A 17,214-nucleotide genomic window follows, 5' to 3' on the forward strand; every position below is an offset into this window, starting at 1 on the left:
GGCACCCGGACCGTTTTTGCCCTCGGACGTGGATAATGGACATAAACCATTTCCGGCTCGTTAGCACGGTCCCAAAAGCAAAATGGCGGGCCCGCGAGGACCCGCCATCTTCGACAAATACGCAATCCCGCCCGTCAGATCGGCATCCGGGGCAGACCGCCCTTGGTGTCGATCGTGAGGCCGAAATAGAAGAACCGCCCGAGCGGCTCGACCGGGTAGCCGGTGTAGCCGGGACCGGGCTTTTGGTAGAACAGGTTGTTCACGCCGAAATAGGCCCGGTATTCCTCGTCGAAGCGATAGCCGACTTGGATGCTGGAGACGTTCTTCGACGGCGCGTAGATATATTCCGGCGCCACGCGATCGGGCGCAGCCGCCATGACGATGTGGGTATAGCGCAGCGTGCGCGACGCCCAGTCCCAATCGTAGGTGACGTCCAAATCGCCGTAGGTCCAGGTCAGCGAGAAGGTGGTCTGCCACTTCGGCGAACCGCTTTCGGCAACCTGATATTCCGGCTTTTCGCCCGGCAGCGGCGTCAGGTACAGCGAGTTCAGATAGTTGCCCAGCAGGTGCATATCGAACTGGCCGTAGTCGGCTTCGACGCCGAAGTCCCTCGGATCGAAGTGATAGGCCAGATCGAAATCGACGCCCGCCGTCTCATACGAGGCCACGTTGATCTGCTTTTCGCTGATCAGCGTGATCTTGCCGTCGTTGGCGGAACTTGGATCGCGGGTGATGAGGCCGCAGAACGCGTTGCTGATCGAGGAAAGGTCGACGCACTTGTCGACGATCTGCTGCGCATCCGGCGCCGTGATCGCGTTGGTGATGATGACGCGATACCAGTCGGCCGAGAAGGTCAGATTGGGAATCGGCTGCACCACGAAACCCAAGGTGAGCGTGCGGGCGCTTTCCGGCTTCAGATCGGTGTTACCCGAAATGAACGTTTTGATGGTGCCCGAAGTCGCCAGGTCCGGCGGGTCCAACGGATTGTAAGGCAGCCCCAACGCCGAGAAAATCGCCTGGCAATTGGCGGCGCGGAAGCCGGTACCCGCATTGACGAAGTTCTTGTCGCAGGGGTCGTTGACAGACGAATAGAGGGTCTGCTGCGGCGCATACAATTCGCCAACATTCGGCGCGCGAACCGCATAGGCATCGGTGCCGCGCAGGCGCAGCCATTCAAACGGTGCCCAGACGCCGCCGAATTTCCAGGTCGTGGTCGTGCCCGCCGTCGAGTAGGACGAATAGCGCACGGCGCCGTCGATCGTGAGTTCCTGGGCGAACGGCTTGTTCTTCAACACAGGCAGCGAGACTTCCGCGAAGGCTTCGCCGACATTGAACGAACCCTTGGTGGCTTCCGGCTGATTGTCGAAGGTGTAGCCCGGATACCAGGCGGGATCGCCCTTGGAGGTGCTCGCCTCAAAACGGTATTCGCCGCCGATCACGACGCTGAGCGGCCCGTCGAAGATCGCTTCGGCCTGCGGGAAGTTGCCGGCCAGCGTGCCCGAAATAACCTGCTGCTGGATGAGGCCCGTCGTATGCAGGTCGGTCGTCATGAACTTCTTCGCCGCCAGCGACTGGGCGCTGAACGGATGGAACGGATCGTAGGCGATGCAGCCCGAATTGGGACCGGGCGTGAACGACTTGCCGAAATCGCTCGTCGCCAGCGGCGTGGTATCGGAGAAGATGTCCGCCCCGAACAGATCGAGCAGCGTGGCCGGCACTGCGCCGGGATTCAAATTCGAACGGCAGACCGCCTTGCCGCTGGAATCCTTCACCGAATCCATCGAGGCGAAGAACCGGTCTTCGACGCGGATGCCCATGTCGCCGTCATCGACTTCGGTCTGACCCCAGACATAGGAGATATCGTAGACGAGATCTTTGACGAAGCCGCCGGCGATGCCGGAAATGTCGCCCGTCACGTCGAGCGAGGTGCGGAAGGTATCGCGGGTCACCCGCTCGCGGCGACGAAGTCCGAGATAGTCGGTGCCGAACAGACCGTAACCGGCCTCCCCGTTGGTAATCGCCGTGCTCATGGCCGGGGTGAGGAAGGCGTTGTCGGCCTGAATCACCGTGTAGTCGTCCCACGGCGGGGTCGACATCGAATCCGAGGTCACCTTGGCGTATTTGAATTCGGCGCTGACCTTGAGCGCATCGCCGAAATCGTAATGCCCGTCGACCTGCGCGATCTTGCGCGACTGAACGGGAAGAAAATCGCCCGAGGTCACGTTGGCCGACGGCTGCCCCGAGCCGCCGATCTGTTCGAAGTCGTTCAGCCAGCGCCCAGGAACATACGGCGTGCCGTCACCATTGAAATCCGGAAACGCCTGGCTCGCGAACAGATTGTAGGCATCGGAGAAGACGACGCCGCCAGGACCGGAAAAGATGTACTGGTGCTGATAGGTCGGCACCCGCTGCGGGGTCGAGCCATCGAGATTCTTCACGAAACGAATGATGCCGCCGGGCCGCGTGAACGAGCGGTCCATATAATTGAGGCGGCCTTCTTCGGAGAATTCGAGCGCGGCGGAGACGTTACCCTTGCCGTCATCGGTATTGTAGCCGTAGGCGAGCGAGGTCAGCAGCGTATTGCCGCCGCCATCCTGCGAAAGACCGCCTTGGGCCTTTGCGTGCAGGCCTTCCAGATTGCGCTTCATGATGAAGTTCACGACGCCCGACACGCCGTCGGCGCCGTAGATGGCCGACGCGCCGCCGGTGGCGACTTCAACGCGATCGACCAGCGAGAGCGGGATCGTGTTGGTATCGACGGCGGCTTCGCCGGTCGACTGCGAAACGTGGCGCTTGCCATCAACCAGCACCAGGGTACGTCCGTAGCCGAGGCCGCGCAGGTCGAGCAGGTTCAGACCGGCGAGCGAGGAGCCGTTGTTGGACGCCGGCGTGCCGTAGCCGCTGGTGTCGTAATTACCCAGCGACGATTGGAGGGCCGGAATCTTGACCAGGTAATTCGCGATGTTGGTCGCGCCGACATTTGCCAGATCCTGGCTGCCGACCATCTGGACCGGATTGGGTGTATCGAATTCGGCGCGCTGTATACGGGTGCCCGTTACCACCACCGTCTCGGTCGCACTGCCCGATTGCTGGGCCAGCGCCCCGGTTCCCAGCGCAAGAAGAGCACCGGCGGCAACCGATGATTTCAACAAGCGATACGACTTGGTCATGCAAGAAACCCCTGCTCGAAACGCGGATACCGGCCGGACTTGTCCGGCCCTCAGGCCAGCGCGTCCGCTCAAAGGCCGCGCGACCACCATTTCTCGCGTTTAGGGCTTGGAGAAATTTTGGACTAGCTCAGTTAAGACACACTCTCATTATAAATGACCAAATTTTCACAAAAAATGTGTTTCCTCAACAGTGTAGGAATTGCCATTTGCGACTGAATCGCGTCTTTTTCCAGGCTATGGGGTGTCGGTAGAGGCTTCCCGGCAGCATCGCCGCTAAACCATTGTTAACCAAACTGGCGCGAGACTGAGGTTGAAAGGTGCGATTCCGACCTCGACCTCCTCTTGCTGTACCCCGGCGAGGTCCGTACAACACCTTCAGCTGCTTCGGCGCTGCGCTCCTCGGGGGCGGCGGACGCGGGTTTCCAGGGGGAGACCCAAAGACTTGGCCCTAGCGGGCCGTCAGGCAGCAATGAGCAGGGCGGCATCCAGCCGCTCGCGTGTGCAAGTGAACGAATGAACGACTCCGCGACCACCCTCACCATTCGGCCTGTGGCACTGCCGCAGGGGGGTGCATGCGAGTCACATCTATCTACATCCCAAACAAGGTGGCCCCGGCAGGCTGACGCATTGCGTCCGGCCCGAACGGATGCGCCGCCTGGAGATTTCGATGCCCAAACGTATGCTAATCGATGCAAGCCACCCGGAAGAGACGCGGGTCGTCGTTCTTGACGGACAACGGGTTGAAGAATTCGATTTCGAAGCCGCCTCCAAGCGGCCCCTGAAAGGCAATATCTATCTCGCCAAAGTAACGCGCGTGGAGCCGTCGCTGCAGGCGGCGTTCGTGGAATACGGCGGCAACCGCCAGGGCTTCCTGGCCTTCTCGGAAATCCATCCCGACTACTATCAAATCCCGGTCGCCGACCGGCAGGCCCTGCTCGCCGAACAGGAGCAGGAAGCCCGCTCGCGCTCCGAAGACGACATCGAGTCGTTCGATATGTCGGCCAAGAAGAAGCGCGGCAGGAAGCAGGACGCCGAAGAGGCCGAGGCCGGCGAAGAGAACGGCAGCGAAGACGCCGCCGAGCCCCGCGACGAAATCACGGCGGAAGCCGAAACCGAGACCGAAGAACAAGCCGCGGAAGCGGAAGCTGCGGCGGAAGAAGCCGAAGCCGAGACGACCGAACGCGAGGCCGAAACGGACGCCGAGACGGCCGAAGGCGAACCCGCTTCCGCCGAAGCGGTCGAAGCCGAGCCCGTTCCGGAAGGCGAAGAAAAGTCCGCCCCGAAGACCGATGCGCAGGCGCTCGAAGCCAAGCGTCCCAGCCAGCGCTGGATGCGCCGCCGTCACTACAAGATTCAGGAAGTCATCAAGCGCCGCCAAATCATCCTGGTGCAGGTGGTCAAGGAAGAGCGCGGCAACAAGGGCGCGGCCCTCACCACCTATCTGTCGCTCGCCGGCCGTTATTGCGTGCTGATGCCCAACACCCCGCGCGGCGGCGGCATCTCCCGCAAGATCACCAACGCCACCGACCGCAAGCGCCTCAAGGCGGCGGCGCAGGCCCTCGATCTGCCGGAAGGCATGGGCCTCATCATCCGCACCGCCGGCGAAAACCGCACCAAGCTCGAGATCAAGCGCGACTACGAATATCTCTTGCGGCTGTGGGACACGATCCGCGAACTGACGCTGAAATCGAACGCGCCCGCCTGCGTCTACGAGGAAGGCGATCTCGTCAAACGCGTCATCCGCGATCTCTACAATAAGGACGTGACCGAGGTCGTCGTCGAGGGCGAAGAAGGCTATCGCAACGCCAAAGACTTCATGCGCATGCTGATGCCGTCGCATGCCAAGAACGTGAAGCCGTACAAAGAGCCGGTCCCCCTCTTCCAGCGCCATCACATCGAAGCCCAGCTCGATGCGATGTTCTCGCAGACCGTGACGCTCAAGTCCGGCGGCTACATCGTCATCAACCAGACCGAAGCGCTCGTCGCCATCGACGTGAACTCGGGCCGGGCGACGCGCGAACACAATATCGAAGACACCGCGACCAAGACCAATCTCGAAGCCGCCGACGAAATCGGCCGCCAGCTCCGCCTGCGCGATCTCGCGGGCCTGATCGTGATCGACTTCATCGACATGGAGGACAGCCGCAACGACCGCGCGGTCGAGAAGCGCCTCCACAATGCGGTGAAAAACGACCGCGCCCGCATCCAGATCGGCAAGATCAGCCAGTTCGGCCTGATGGAGATGTCGCGCCAGCGTTTGCGCGCGGGCGTCATCGCCGGTTCGACCGTCCCCTGTCCCCATTGCGGCGGCCAGGGCATCGTGCGTTCGGTGGAATCCACCGCCCTGCGCGTGCTGCGCGGTCTCGAAGAGGAAGCCCAGAAGCAGCGTTGCGACAGCATGATCGTGCATGTCGCCGCCGACGTCGGCTTCTACACGCTGAATCAGAAGCGCGCCGAACTCGCCCGCCTCGAAAACGAATACGACGTGACCGTCGCCTTCGAGCCCAAGGAAAATCTCAAGGCCGGTGATTTCGAGATCGACCGCATCGGCCAGCGCGATCCTTCCACGCGTCCGAAGCTTGCCGCTCTCGAGCCGCCGCCGGAACCTGAGCCGGAAGAAGCCGAAGCCGAGGAAGAAACCGCCGTCGAAGCCGGCAGCGACACCGCCGAGGCCGCTTCGGGTGAAAACCGCGATCAGCGTGAAGGCGAAGGTGAAGGCCGTGACGGTGGCCGTCGCCGCCGCCGCCGCCGCCGCCGTGGCGGACGTGGCCGCGATCGCGATACCGGCGATTTCAGCCAGCAGAATGGCGCGCCGCAACCGGCCGTCGAAGCGAGTCCCGCCGCCGAAGGTGAAGACCGCGACGGCGACAGCGAAGGTGCCCCGGAAGCGGGAGCGGAAGCTCCGCAGGGCGAACGCCAGCCGGGCGAAAGCCAAGGCGATGGTCAGGGCGAAGGCGGACGCCGCCGTCGCCGTCGCCGTCGTGGCCGCCGCGGCGGACGCGATCGCGATTTCAACAACGGCGAGCCGCGCGAGAACACTGCCGAACCGCTGGCGGCCGATGCACCTGCACCGCTGGCCGATGTGCCTGTGCCGCCGGTGGAGGCCCCGGCTCCGCTGCAGACGTCGTTCCGCTACTACGAGGACCGCTTCGGCAACGTCGACGAGATCGACACCACACCGACCGACGAGCCGCGCGGGGTCATCCCGAATGCCGCTTCGACGCCGGTATGGACGCTCGAATCCGAGCTCGATACGACGCCAGCGGAACCGCCGAAGCCGGTCGTCTCACCTGCTCCGGCCATGACGGAGACGGCACCGGTCGAACCGGCTCCCGTCGAACCGGCCAAACCGGTCGAAACGCCGGAACCGGTAGCCGATACACAGCCCGAACCGGCTGCGACCAAACCTGCCAAGCCTGCGCCCGAGCCGGCTGCGGCCAAGCCTGCCGAGCCGGCCCCCGAACCGGCAGCGCCGGCGGGACCGCCCAAGAAGGGCTGGTGGCAGCGGACGTTCCGCACCGAGTAACCGATCCAATCTTGAAGCAGCCCGGCGCCTCACCCGCGCCGGGTTTTGCTTTGGTTGGACGCAAGCGCCGGCGGCTCCGCCCCATCGGCCGGAATTGGAACGTCTCCAAAGCTGCGGCAGATGCGCACAATTGTTTTAGCGCTACCAAGCACTTGCCGCATCAGTTTAGAATTTAGAAGCGCTGTAAAACCAACACCATAGCCCGCCCCCGCCACACTTCCCTGGCGCTTGCGGCTGCCCGCATTGGCAAGCGACTTAGACTCTCTATAATTGTAATTACAATTTCTGTAGGGTTATTCCGGACGGATCGATTTGCGCTGAGAGGGAGAGAAAAATGCGCATTGGTTCGTTTGTTTTGGGACTGGCAGCTCTGGCGTTAACGGCCACCACTGCCTCCGCCGCGCCGTACGAGGCGGGCACGGTTCTGGTACGCCTGCGGGCGGTAGAGGTCCTTCCCGACTTCGGTTCGAAGGTCAATCTCGGCCAAGCCTATCACGTGACCGGCACCGACACCGTCATTCCGGAACTGGACATCACCTATTTCCTCGATCCGCACTGGTCGCTGGAACTGATCGCCGGTACCACCAAGCACAGCCTGTACCTCAACAACTCGGTCTATATCGGCTCGGCCTGGATCCTGCCGCCGACCCTGACGGTGCAGTACCATTTCGATCTCGGCCCGGTGCAGCCCTATGTCGGTGCGGGCATCAACTACTCGCTGTTCTACGATAAGCGCGGTGCCGCGGGCCTCGGCAAGCTCAAAATGACCGACCAGTGGGGCGGCGCCTTGCAGGCCGGTTTCGACGTTCCGCTGAGCGAAGACGGCAAGTATTTCCTCAATATGGATGTGAAGAAGATATTCGTCTCCACCCATGCCTCGTTCACCGGCTCGGCCGCAGCCGCGGACGTGGACGTCAATCCTTGGCTGATCGGGGCCGGCATCGGCATCCGATTCTGACCAAGGAACACGGAGCAAGTGCGAGCCCGCCCTTGCTCCAAGGCCGGAAAAGAGACCCGGCCGGCGAAACCCGGTGCAGCCCCCCGCACCGGGTTTTGCTTGAGGAGCGTCATCGCGACAACGTGATTTCCGGCCGTTCCCCACACACTATCGTTGAACATCGAAACGCAGGCCGTTAAGGGAACCGTTCCCGTTTTGCTTGCATGCGGCAGCCGCGGCCCAGGGAGCTGGCTAAAACGCCGCAATTCACGATCCGGTGTACGGCAGGCTTGCTTGCCCGCGCGCAAGAAAAGAAAATGTCGGACTAGTCTGGGGGCGTATGGATGGCGAACAAGGTGACCCGCGGAAGCGGCAAAAAGCGGACGAGCGCCGCAACGATCTACGATGTGGCGCGCCGGGTCGGCGTTTCACCCATGACCGTTTCCCGCGTGGTCAACGGCGAATCCAACGTGCGGGAAGCGACCCGCGCGGCGGTGCAGAAGGCGATGCGCGAGCTGCAGTTCCGCCCCAACAAGGCGGCGCGAAGCTTGGCCGGCGCAACCGAGATCCGCATCGGACTGATCTATAACAATCCGTCGGTAGCCTATTTCACCGAGTTCCTCATGGGAGCCCTGGAAGGGGCGGGCCACAACGGCGCCCAGCTCGTGGTCGACAAAAGCAAGATCGGCGATCCCGCCGCCGCGCTCACCGCCGTGCATACGCTGGTCAAAGGCGGCATCAACGGCCTGATCCTCACGGCGCCGATGAGCGAGTCCGCCGAGTTGATCGCCGAACTCAAGGGCCTCGGCATCGCCATCGTCGGCATCGCCACGGGCTCGTTCACCGGCGACATCACCTGCGTCGGCATCGACGATTTCCGTGCCAGCTACGACATGACGAAATATCTCATCGGCTTGGGGCATAAACGCATCGGCTTCATCAAAGGCCATCCCTCGCATTCGTCGAGCCGTTTGAGATTCGCCGGCTTCGAAGCGGCCATCCGCGATGCCGGTGCCAAGGTCGAGAAGCCGCGCGTGGCACAAGGCTATTACAGCTATCGCTCGGGCATGATGGCCGCCGAGGAGCTGTTGTCCGGCAAGACGCTGCCGACCGCGATCTTCGCCTCCAACGACGACATGGCATCGGGCGTGATGAGTGTGGCGCACCGCAAGGGCCTCGACGTTCCCAAGGATCTTTCGGTGGTCGGCATCGACGATACCTCGGCGAGTTCGCTGTGGCCGGCCTTGACCACCGTGCGCCAGCCGATCTTCGATATCGCTTCCACTGCGGTCGAAGGCTTGACCCAGACCCTGAACGATCTGCGCGCGGGCCGCGTGTCCGAATGCCATAACACGGTCTTTCCTCACGTGCTGGTCGAACGTGAATCGGCGGCGCCTCCGCGCGACGCGCAAAAGAGTTGAAGGGAGCAAGCATGCGCGCGCTGCTGATCGTTACCGGATTGTTGAACGCCGCATTCGTGGCGTTCCATGTGTTCCTTGGACTGCAGATCGCGCATTGGCCCCTGCCCGATCTCTTCCGCGGCATGATGCAGAGCTTCAATGTCGGCGGCGCCATGGTGCTGGCCTTCCTGGCGTTCGCACTGCTGGTGCGCGGACGGGAGGTCCTGGGGACCTGGCTTGGCGCGGCGACGCTGGCGCTCGGGGCCCTGATCTACATCACCCGCGCGATCGAGGAATTCGTCTGGCTGGCGGGGAACGTCAAAATCGCGGCGGCCTGCGCTGTGCTCGGCGTTCTGCACATCGCCCTGTTCACCGGCGTCCGGGTAACCCGCCCAGTGACTTGACGGTACCAATGTACCATGGTACCAATTCGTCACCATGACTGACACCAAACCCAATGTCGTCGAGCGCGTGCAGACCGGCATCCGCCTCGAAAAGCGTATCCTCAAAGTGCTGAAGGCGATTGCCGAGCACGTGGATATCTCCCTGGGCGATCTCATCGAGGGGATCGCTCTCCACAACTTCGAGGGCAAGTGCCCTTTCACGCCTGAGATGGTCGAGAAGATCGCCAAGCTGAAAGACGTTTACGGCCTCGATCTCACCGCCGCCGACAGCCACAAGCTGGTCGAAAAAAGCTCCTGACCACCCCCACCGATAGGAACGGCTTCACCGTGCGGCGCGCCGCGGCGGCTGGTTTTTTGCGCGCCATGGAGACCCCCAATGACCTGGAAGATCGCCACCTCGGCGCTTTTCATGACGGCGAGCCTTGCGGGCGCAGCCGAACCGGCACTGCCGCTTTGGCCCGGCATCGCGCCCGGCTCGGAAAACGCACTCAAGCCGGAACTGGTCGTCACCAATGCCAATGGCGAGCGCGCCGTCTCGCAAATCGCCACTCCGACGCTGACGCCGTTCTATGCCGATCATCCGAACGGCACGGCCATCATCGTTTCGCCCGGCTCCGGCTTCCGGGCGGAAGTCTTCGATGCCGAAGGCGTTGCGGTCGCGCGCTGGCTGACCACGCTCGGCGTCGATGCCTACGTGCTGAAGTACCGCCTGCCCTCCGAAGGACATACCAACGGCGAGGACGTCATCGTGCAGGACATTCAGCGCGCCATCCGTCTGGTCCGGACGCAGACCGCGCATAAGGCGCGGCGCGTAGGAACCCTCGGCTTTTCAGCGGGCGGCAATCTGACGGCGATTTCGGCGGTCTATTACGACAGACAGGTTTATACGCCGGTCGACGCCAGCGATGCGTTGAGCGCACGCCCCGACTTCTTCGCGGTGGTTTACGGCTATGTGCCGCGACAGGAGGATCTCGGCCTGGTTCACACGCCGCCGGACAGCCCGACCGTACGCTACCTCGCAAAATACCCGTTCGAACCGGCGGTCACGGCCGACACACCGCCATGCTTCGTCGTGCACGGCGATTCCGATCGTCACGTCTCCGCCGAACACGGCATCCGCATCGCGACGGCGGTTGCGAAAGCCGGAGGCCGCTGCGAATTCCATCTGATCAAAGGCGCCGATCACGGATTCGGCCTGCATGCGATCGGCGAAGACCGCATCTGGCCGACGCTGTTCGCGAGCTGGCTGGCGAAACAGAACTAGCGATTTCCCTCCACCCTCCCACCTCCATTCGCGCTCGCGGGAATGGGGCGGGACTTCTGCACCCAAAAGGAACCCCTCATGTCTTCCCAAATTCGTTGGCTCCGCATTTCCTACTGGACCGGCGCAATCATCGATGCGCTCGCCTGCATTCCGCTGGTCAATTCCGAGGTCTGGGCCATGCTCAATCACGTCCCGAATTTCCACGCCAGCGTCGAGTTCCGGTATGCGCAGGGCTTCGCGGCCGTGTTCATGGCGGGCTGGACCGCCCTGCTCGTTTGGGCCGACCGCAATCCGCTCGATCGGCGCGGCATCCTCGTGATCACCACCTTCCCGGTGGTGGTCGGACTCAACGGCATGCGTTACCTGCTCTATGCCGGCGGATTGGTGGCGGAGCCGTTCACGGCTTTCGGCATCGTGTTGCCGGTGACTTTAAGCGTGCTGTTCCTGTTTTCCTACTTCAACAGCCTGCGGGGCGAAACGCGGACTGCATAACGCGCAAAACGAAAACGGCCGGGATCGCTCCCGGCCGTTTCCACACTACCAATTTGAATTCTTCACACCGTCTTCAGCCCGTGGGAGACGAAAATCTCCTTCACATGGGCGATCAGCTCGGGCGCCGGCGGTTGGGTGTCCTTGAGCTGATAGGGCAGCTTCAGCGCTTCCCATTTCGGCTCGCCCATTTTGTGGAACGGCAGCACCTCGACCTTTTCCATCTTGAGTTTGGCCGCATAAGCCGCCAACTCGGTGACGTGTTCGAGATTGTCGGTCCAGCCCGGCACCAGGACGTAACGCAGCCAGGTCGGCTTGCCGATCTCGGCCAGCCGCTCGGCAAAACGCAGCGTCGGCGTGAGTTCGGCACCGGTCAGGCTTTTGTAGACACCCGGATCCCACGCCTTGATGTCGAGCAGCACCAGATCGGTGGCGTCGAGCAAGGCATCGGTGGCGTGGTCGCCGAGGAAGCCGTTGGTATCGAGCGCGGTGTGCAGTCCCATGGCCTTGCAGCCCTGGAAGAACGCGGTGACGAAGTCCGGCTGCGCCAGCGGCTCGCCGCCCGTGCACGTCACGCCACCGCCGGTCCGCTTCAAGTAGTGGGCGTAGAGCAGCACCTCATTGAGGAGATGCGCCACGCCCGTCTTCTTGGCGTCCTTCATGTGCCAGGTGTCGGGGTTGTGGCAGTACAGGCAGCGTAGATGGCATCCCGACAGGAACACCACGAACCTGAGGCCCGGACCGTCTACCGCCCCGCCGGTTTCGACGGAGTGGACGTAACCTTCGACATTGACACTCATACTATGCACGACGCTTTAACCTCTCAAATCAGACGCACTGATGGAACGTCCGGTGGATGACGTCCAGTTGTTGTTCCCGCGTCAACTTGATGAAGTTCACGGCGTAGCCAGACACGCGGATGGTGAGCTGCGGATATTTCTCCGGATGGTCCATCGCATCCATCAGCATCTCGCGATCGAAGACGTTGACGTTGAGATGGTGGCCGCCGCTCATGAAGTAGCCGTCCAACAGGCCCACCAGATTGTCCTTGCGCCCGTGGTTGGTCTTGCCCAGCGCGCCGGGGATGATCGAGAAGGTGTTGGAGATGCCGTCCTGCGAATGCTGGTAGGGCAGCTTGGCGACCGAGGAGAGCGACGCGAGCGCGCCCTTCTTGTCGCGGCCGTGCATCGGGTTGGCGCCCGGTGCGAACGGCTCGCCGGCCTTGCGACCGTCCGGGGTGTCGCCCGTCTTCTTGCCGTAGACGACGTTCGAGGTGATGGTCAGCACCGACTGCGTCGGCACCGCGTTGCGATAGGTCTTGCGGGTCTTCAGCTTGCGCATGAAGCGCTCGACCAGATCGACCGCGATCGAGTCGACGCGATCGTCGTTGTTGCCGTAGGCCGGATATTCGCCTTCGATGTCGAAGCCGACCGCCAGGCCGCGCTCGTCGCGCTTCACATGCACCTTGGCGTACTTGATGGCCGACAGCGAGTCACACGCGATCGACAGGCCGGCGATGCCGCAAGCCATCGTGCGCAGGATATCGCGGTCATGCAGCGCCATCTCGATGCGCTCGTAGCAATACTTGTCGTGCATGTAGTGGATGATGTTCAGCGCATCCATGTAGGTGGACGCAAGGTAGTCCATCATCTGGTCGAGGCGCGCCAGGACTTCATCGTAGTTCAGAACGTCCGAAGTGATCGGAGCAAGCGCCGGACCGACCTGCTTGCCGCTGATCTCGTCGCGGCCGCCGTTGATCGCGTAAAGCAGCGTCTTGGCGAGGTTGGCGCGGGCACCGAAGAACTGCATCTGCTTGCCGATGCGCATGGCGGAGACGCAGCAGGCGATGCCGTAGTCGTCACCCCAATACGGACGCATCAGGTCGTCGTTCTCGTACTGGATCGCGCTCGTCGTGATCGACATGTGGGCGCAATACTTCTTGAACGCCGGCGGCAGGTTCACCGACCACAACACCGTCAGGTTCGGCTCCGGCGCCGGGCCGAGGTTGGTCAGCGTGTGCAGGAAGCGGAAGGTGGTCTTGGTCACCAGCGTGCGGCCGTCCAGGCTCATGCCGCCGAGGACTTCGGTCACCCAGGTGGGATCGCCCGAGAACAGCTCGTTGTATTCCGGCGTACGAGCGAAGCGGACCATGCGCAGCTTCATGACCAGATGGTCGATCAGCTCCTGCGCTTCGGTCTCGGTGATGAGGCCGGACTTGAGGTCACGTTCGATGTAGATGTCGAGGAAGGACGACACGCGGCCGATCGACATCGCAGCGCCGTTCTGTTCCTTCACCGCGGCGAGATAGCCGAAATACGTCCACTGGATCGCTTCCTTGGCGTTCATCGCGGGCTTGGAAATGTCGTAGCCGTAGCTGGCGGCCATTTCCTTGAGCTGGCCGAGGGCGCGGATCTGTTCGGAGATTTCCTCGCGCAGGCGGATGGTATCTTCGTTGATGACGGGTTCGAGCGCGGCGCCCTGCTCCTTGCGCTCCTGAACCAGATAATCGACGCCGTACAGCGCAACGCGGCGATAGTCGCCGATGATGCGGCCGCGGCCGTAGCCGTCCGGCAGGCCGGTGATGATGCCCGACTTGCGCGCATCGCGGATCGCCTTGGTGTAGACGTCGAAGACGCCGTCATTGTGCGTCTTGCGGTAATGCGTGAAGGCTTGATGGATTTCCGGCGATACCTTGTAGCCGTAGGCTTCGCAGGCGTGCTCGGCGACCTTGATGCCGCCGAACGGCATCAGCGCGCGCTTGAACGGCTTGTCGGTCTGCAGGCCGACGATCTGCTCGAGCGGCTTGTCGATGTAGCCCGGCGCATGGCTGACGATGGTCGACACGATGTCGGTGTCCATGTCGAGCGTGCCGCCCTTGGCATGCTCTTCGTCCATCAGCTTGCGGACTTCTTTCCACAACGACAGCGTTCGCTCGGTTGGAGGCGCCAGGAAGGCCTCATCGCCGGTGTAGGGATGAACGTTGAGCTGGATGAATTCGCGGACGTTGATCTCGTGCTTCCACGAGGTACCCGCGAACGCCGGGCCGATGTACTTCACGTCCTTGTCCGATACTTGCGCTGCAACGCGATCCACTTTCATGTCTCCTTGTTGAATTGCATCGGTCGCCTTTTCCAATCAGCGATAGCGATGCCACACGTCCGCATTCATTCGACTTCGTGTGCTCTCCTCGTGTGGCAAATAGATGCCCGAGGGAAGCCTTTTAAGAGCGTCATATTGATGCGCGGCCGACACATTTTTGACCCATTACGCTCAACGACGCCTGAGTATCCGCGTGTCCGTCGATCATGCCAGCGATGATGTCCGTATTCGTTACGAGTGCGTATTCGTAAATTCCCGCATTTCCGTCCGGGCAATCTGCCCAACGTGCGGGCAACTCGAACGAGTATTTCATCGGGGAAGTCTCTCGACACAGATTCGAACAAGGCCTGTGAGCCGCCTCGCCTCCCGCTCCGCCGAATGATGTACAGCAAATACCATTTTTAACTGCGCCCTCCTCGCGCGGCCGGGCAAGCCGCCTCGGTGTCGCAGGAGACGCGCAGTTTAAGACATCTGTCCTAATCTTTGCCACCGGTTACCGGTACCGCTATCACGAACGCGGCCGGGGCGCCCGATTCAGCGGCCAAGCAGAGTGGTGAGTCGCCCGAGGACCCGGCCAGGCAGATACCGCTTGAGGGTCTTCTTGTTGTAGCCCTGGTCCCACCAGCCATCGCCGAGCGGATCGAAGACGGGAGCATCGGTCCGGCGGAAGAACGCGGTGGTCAGCGTCACCCCCACCTTCTCGAACATCCGGTCGGCACACAAAAACTCGTAGAGGTTGTGAATGGAGCGGATTTGGATGTCGTCGATGACCAGTAACGCGCCCGGAGCGAGGTGGGGATAGACGTAATAATATTCCAGGTCGGGGAACGGATAGCCGTGCGGCCCGTCCAGAAGGGCAAAGTCGAGTGGCCCGGCGAACGGATGGACCGGCAGAGTCTTTTGCGTCGGCCCGAGCACGAACGTCGCCCTATCTGCCCGGAAATGCTCGTTTTTCTGCGTATTGGTGATGCTGCCGTTGCCGTCATCCATGGCGAACACGGTGTGGTCGCGGCTGAGGTGGGAAAGCAGCAGCGTGGTGGCGCCCGATCCGGTCTCCATCGACCGGTTGAGCGTCATGCCCTGGGTATGGCGCAGGATCGCATCGAGCACATGCGGCGAGGTCCCGCCCGCTTTGTGCAGCGACGTCGATATCCGCTTGATCGCCGTCAGTGTTCCAGGCGCCAGGCTCATGTGCTTCTCCGTGCCCTCGCCTGACGCTTATGCGATTGCGTCGCACTTGTACACGTTTCCCAAACCGCCGGTTTTGGAGAAATCGGGGAAAATACACATATGCATATTTCTTTATATGCTTCTTGCCCGGCCCTGAGGGCGCTGGTAAAGACGGCCCCGGAATTGGAAAGGACCCGCCGCCATGGCTGCAACGGAATACGTCATCAAGGACATCGCCCTCGCCGATTGGGGCCGCAAGGAATTGGCCATCGCCGAGACCGAAATGCCGGGCCTGATGGCCACGCGCGCCGAATACGGCCCCAAGCAGCCGCTCAAGGGCGCCCGCATCGCCGGCTCGCTGCATATGACGATCCAGACGGCGGCACTGATCGAGACCCTGAAGGCGCTCGGCGCCGACATCCGCTGGGCCTCGTGCAACATCTATTCGACCCAGGATCACGCCGCCGCCGCGATCGCCGCCGCCGGCATCCCGGTGTTCGCGGTCAAGGGCGAGAGCCTGACCGATTATTGGGAATACACTCACCGCATTTTCGAATGGTCGGACGGCGGCACGCCGAACATGATCCTCGACGACGGCGGCGATGCCACCCTGCTCGTCCATCTGGGCGTGCGCGCCGAAGCCGGCGACACTGCGTTCCTCGATCATCCCGACAGCGAAGAAGCCGAAGTCCTGTTCGCGTCGATCAAGAAGCGCCTCGCGTCCAAGCCGGGCTTCTACACCAACATCGCCAAGAACATTAAGGGCGTCACCGAAGAGACCACCACCGGCGTCCATCGTCTCTATCAGATGGAAAAGGACGGCACGCTGCTGTTCCCGGCGATCAACGTCAACGACAGCGTCACCAAGTCGAAGTTCGACAATCTGTACGGCTGCCGTGAATCGCTGGTCGACGGCATCCGCCGCGCCACCGACGTCATGATGTCGGGCAAGGTCGCGATGGTGTGCGGCTTCGGCGATGTCGGCAAGGGCTCGGCGGCGTCGCTGCGCCAGGCCGGCTGCCGTGTGATGGTGTCGGAAGTCGATCCGATCTGCGCCCTGCAGGCGGCGATGGAAGGCTATGAAGTCGTCACCATGGAAGACGCCGCGCCGAAGGCCGACATCTTCGTCACCTGCACCGGCAACGTCGACATCATCACCATCGACCACATGCGGGCGATGAAAGATCGCGCCATCGTCTGCAACATCGGTCACTTCGATTCCGAGATCCAGGTTTCGTCCCTGCGCAATCTCAAATGGAACAACATCAAGCCGCAGGTCGACGAGATCGAGTTCGCCGACGGTCACCGCATCATCCTGCTGGCCGAGGGCCGGCTGGTGAACCTGGGCTGCGCCACCGGCCACCCCAGCTTCGTGATGAGCGCCAGCTTCACCAACCAGTCGCTCGCGCAGATCGAACTGTTCTGCAATCAGGGCAAGTACGAGAAGAAGGTTTATGTGCTGCCCAAGACCCTCGACGAGAAGGTCGCCCAGCTCCATCTCGCCAAGGTCGGCGCCCATATGACCAAGCTCACCCCCAAGCAGGCCGCCTATATCGGCGTCGCCGAGCTGGGCCCGTTTAAGGCGGAAACCTACCGGTACTAAGCGGTTTCATTCTCCTGAAACCGGCAACGCCTCCCCTTCTCACGAGGGGGAGGCGTTTTCGTTTTCATGAGCATCCGATCTCCGTCTCGCGAGGAGGGAATTCTAAGATTTGAAGTTTTGGAAACAATGAGTTTACATAGTTTCCATTTCTT

The 17,214-nt window shown here is 62.2% G+C and carries 12 protein-coding genes; 8 read left to right on the forward strand and 4 right to left on the reverse strand.

The genetic code is table 11. The features are described 5' to 3' along the window. Nucleotides 1-134: 134 nt before the first annotated feature. Nucleotides 135-3,170: a TonB-dependent receptor plug domain-containing protein gene (locus FHS84_RS00760; protein WP_166929274.1), complete on the reverse strand. Its 3,036-nt coding sequence runs from the start codon at nucleotides 3,168-3,170 to the stop codon at nucleotides 135-137. 667 nt (nucleotides 3,171-3,837) lie between these two features. Between FHS84_RS00760 and FHS84_RS00765 the strand changes: the two genes are divergently transcribed. The 7 genes from FHS84_RS00765 to FHS84_RS00795 all read left to right on the forward strand — a co-directional run bounded on the left by FHS84_RS00765 (nucleotide 3,838) and on the right by FHS84_RS00795 (nucleotide 11,193). Next, nucleotides 3,838-6,696: an Rne/Rng family ribonuclease gene (locus tag FHS84_RS00765; RefSeq protein WP_166929276.1), complete on the forward strand. Its 2,859-nt coding sequence runs from the start codon at nucleotides 3,838-3,840 to the stop codon at nucleotides 6,694-6,696. Between the two features lie 334 nt (nucleotides 6,697-7,030). Next, nucleotides 7,031-7,654 (forward strand): OmpW/AlkL family protein, encoded by a 624-nt coding sequence (locus FHS84_RS00770; protein ID WP_166929278.1) that lies wholly within the window; start codon nucleotides 7,031-7,033, stop codon nucleotides 7,652-7,654. Nucleotides 7,655-7,977: 323 nt separating this feature from the next. Continuing rightward, nucleotides 7,978-9,054 (forward strand): LacI family DNA-binding transcriptional regulator, encoded by a 1,077-nt coding sequence (locus FHS84_RS00775; RefSeq protein WP_166929280.1) that lies wholly within the window; start codon nucleotides 7,978-7,980, stop codon nucleotides 9,052-9,054. 11 nt (nucleotides 9,055-9,065) lie between these two features. After that, on the forward strand, nucleotides 9,066-9,437 hold the full coding sequence (locus FHS84_RS00780) for a hypothetical protein (RefSeq protein ID WP_166929282.1): 372 nt from the start codon (nucleotides 9,066-9,068) through the stop codon (nucleotides 9,435-9,437). Nucleotides 9,438-9,471: 34 nt separating this feature from the next. Next, entirely contained in the window at nucleotides 9,472-9,735 is a 264-nt protein-coding gene (locus FHS84_RS00785; RefSeq protein ID WP_166929284.1) for a hypothetical protein, read from the forward strand. Nucleotides 9,736-9,813: 78 nt separating this feature from the next. Then, nucleotides 9,814-10,701: an alpha/beta hydrolase gene (locus FHS84_RS00790; protein WP_166929286.1), complete on the forward strand. Its 888-nt coding sequence runs from the start codon at nucleotides 9,814-9,816 to the stop codon at nucleotides 10,699-10,701. Nucleotides 10,702-10,779: 78 nt separating this feature from the next. Further along, on the forward strand, nucleotides 10,780-11,193 hold the full coding sequence (locus FHS84_RS00795; protein WP_166929288.1) for a hypothetical protein: 414 nt from the start codon (nucleotides 10,780-10,782) through the stop codon (nucleotides 11,191-11,193). 62 nt (nucleotides 11,194-11,255) lie between these two features. Here the strand turns inward: FHS84_RS00795 and pflA are convergent, their stop codons facing one another. The 3 genes from pflA to FHS84_RS00810 form a co-directional block, all read right to left on the reverse strand. Continuing rightward, the gene (gene pflA, locus FHS84_RS00800) at nucleotides 11,256-11,990 is read right to left on the reverse strand and encodes a pyruvate formate-lyase-activating protein (RefSeq protein ID WP_166930114.1); all 735 of its coding nucleotides are present in this window, start codon (nucleotides 11,988-11,990) and stop codon (nucleotides 11,256-11,258) included. Between the two features lie 28 nt (nucleotides 11,991-12,018). Beyond that, nucleotides 12,019-14,289 carry a formate C-acetyltransferase gene (gene pflB / locus FHS84_RS00805; protein WP_166929290.1) on the reverse strand — a complete coding sequence of 757 codons (2,271 nt, stop codon included), beginning with the start codon at nucleotides 14,287-14,289 and terminating at the stop codon, nucleotides 12,019-12,021. Between the two features lie 534 nt (nucleotides 14,290-14,823). Beyond that, nucleotides 14,824-15,480, reverse strand: coding sequence for a class I SAM-dependent methyltransferase (locus FHS84_RS00810; RefSeq protein ID WP_166929292.1), 657 nt, complete (start codon nucleotides 15,478-15,480; stop codon nucleotides 14,824-14,826). A 181-nt stretch (nucleotides 15,481-15,661) separates the two neighbouring features. On the opposite strand from FHS84_RS00810, the gene ahcY reads away from it, so the two are divergent. Beyond that, the gene (gene ahcY, locus FHS84_RS00815) at nucleotides 15,662-17,062 is read left to right on the forward strand and encodes an adenosylhomocysteinase (RefSeq protein ID WP_166929294.1); all 1,401 of its coding nucleotides are present in this window, start codon (nucleotides 15,662-15,664) and stop codon (nucleotides 17,060-17,062) included. The last annotated feature ends 152 nt before the right edge of the window (nucleotides 17,063-17,214 follow it).

It is taken from the genome of Rhizomicrobium electricum (assembly GCF_011762045.1).
Taxonomy (GTDB): Bacteria; Pseudomonadota; Alphaproteobacteria; order Micropepsales; family Micropepsaceae; genus Rhizomicrobium; species Rhizomicrobium electricum.

Excerpts from the sequence above, each read along its gene's own strand:
- FHS84_RS00790 (WP_166929286.1), top strand. The coding sequence starts at position 9,814 with ATGACCTGGAAGATCGCCACCTCGGCGCTTTTCATGACGGCGAGCCTT.
- FHS84_RS00780 (WP_166929282.1), top strand. The coding sequence starts at position 9,066 with ATGCGCGCGCTGCTGATCGTTACCGGATTGTTGAACGCCGCATTCGTG.
- FHS84_RS00810 (WP_166929292.1), bottom strand. The coding sequence starts at position 15,480 with ATGAGCCTGGCGCCTGGAACACTGACGGCGATCAAGCGGATATCGACG.
- FHS84_RS00765 (WP_166929276.1), top strand. The coding sequence starts at position 3,838 with ATGCCCAAACGTATGCTAATCGATGCAAGCCACCCGGAAGAGACGCGG.
- FHS84_RS00795 (WP_166929288.1), top strand. The coding sequence starts at position 10,780 with ATGTCTTCCCAAATTCGTTGGCTCCGCATTTCCTACTGGACCGGCGCA.
- FHS84_RS00775 (WP_166929280.1), top strand. The coding sequence starts at position 7,978 with ATGGCGAACAAGGTGACCCGCGGAAGCGGCAAAAAGCGGACGAGCGCC.
- FHS84_RS00760 (WP_166929274.1), bottom strand. The coding sequence starts at position 3,170 with ATGACCAAGTCGTATCGCTTGTTGAAATCATCGGTTGCCGCCGGTGCT.
- FHS84_RS00785 (WP_166929284.1), top strand. The coding sequence starts at position 9,472 with ATGACTGACACCAAACCCAATGTCGTCGAGCGCGTGCAGACCGGCATC.
- pflA (WP_166930114.1), bottom strand. The coding sequence starts at position 11,990 with ATGAGTGTCAATGTCGAAGGTTACGTCCACTCCGTCGAAACCGGCGGG.
- ahcY (WP_166929294.1), top strand. The coding sequence starts at position 15,662 with ATGGCTGCAACGGAATACGTCATCAAGGACATCGCCCTCGCCGATTGG.
- FHS84_RS00770 (WP_166929278.1), top strand. The coding sequence starts at position 7,031 with ATGCGCATTGGTTCGTTTGTTTTGGGACTGGCAGCTCTGGCGTTAACG.
- pflB (WP_166929290.1), bottom strand. The coding sequence starts at position 14,289 with ATGAAAGTGGATCGCGTTGCAGCGCAAGTATCGGACAAGGACGTGAAG.